1 protein-coding gene is annotated in these 569 nt (G+C 60.6%); it reads right to left on the reverse strand.

Features of this window, described 5'->3' with window-relative positions; all coding sequences use genetic code 11:
* On the reverse strand, window positions 1-401 hold a 401-nt coding region (traQ, locus tag ALO43_RS00030), incomplete at its 3' end, for a conjugal transfer protein TraQ (RefSeq protein ID WP_054996925.1).
* Window positions 402-569: the final 168 nt, after the last annotated feature.

Raw genomic sequence — 569 nt, forward strand, 5'->3', positions numbered from 1 at the left:
TTCCAGGACAACATGCCTTGCAGCGCGAACCAGACGCCCAGCATGCGCACCAGACTTAACACGGCATTGGCCGCATCGGCTGCGACACCAAAGGTGCCCACGTCCACGTAGCTGATGGCATCGAAGGTCGCGCCCTGCCAACCCAACTGGCGAGCGGCAGCACCGATCATTTGATCGAGGCCAGCCAGGCCTCCACAGAGCAACAACACAGCGATGACCTTGCCGCCACCTTCCGCATGGCCAGGAGCTTTGCGCGCGGCACTGGCGCGAGTGGCGAGGTAGCTCACAGCGCCAGTGACCGCAAACAAGCTGCCCAGCGTGAAGGCAAAGTTGACAAAGGAAGTCAGCAGGTTGTGGGACAGATTGACCAACATTTGAATCGCGTCAGTACTGCCGTCCATGATTTACCTCATTTGATTGTGCCCGCGCTGGTCAGCACTTCGCGGGCCTGGGGATTGATACCGGTGACGGTCACCTGGCCCAGTTTCTCGCCGGGACTGACGGCCCAGGTCTTGTCCTGCCAGTACACCCAGGCCATGCCGTTCTGAATGGCTTGCACGCGCATGCCA

It is taken from the genome of Pseudomonas tremae (assembly GCF_001401155.1).
GTDB classification, from domain to species: Bacteria; Pseudomonadota; Gammaproteobacteria; order Pseudomonadales; family Pseudomonadaceae; genus Aquipseudomonas; species Aquipseudomonas tremae.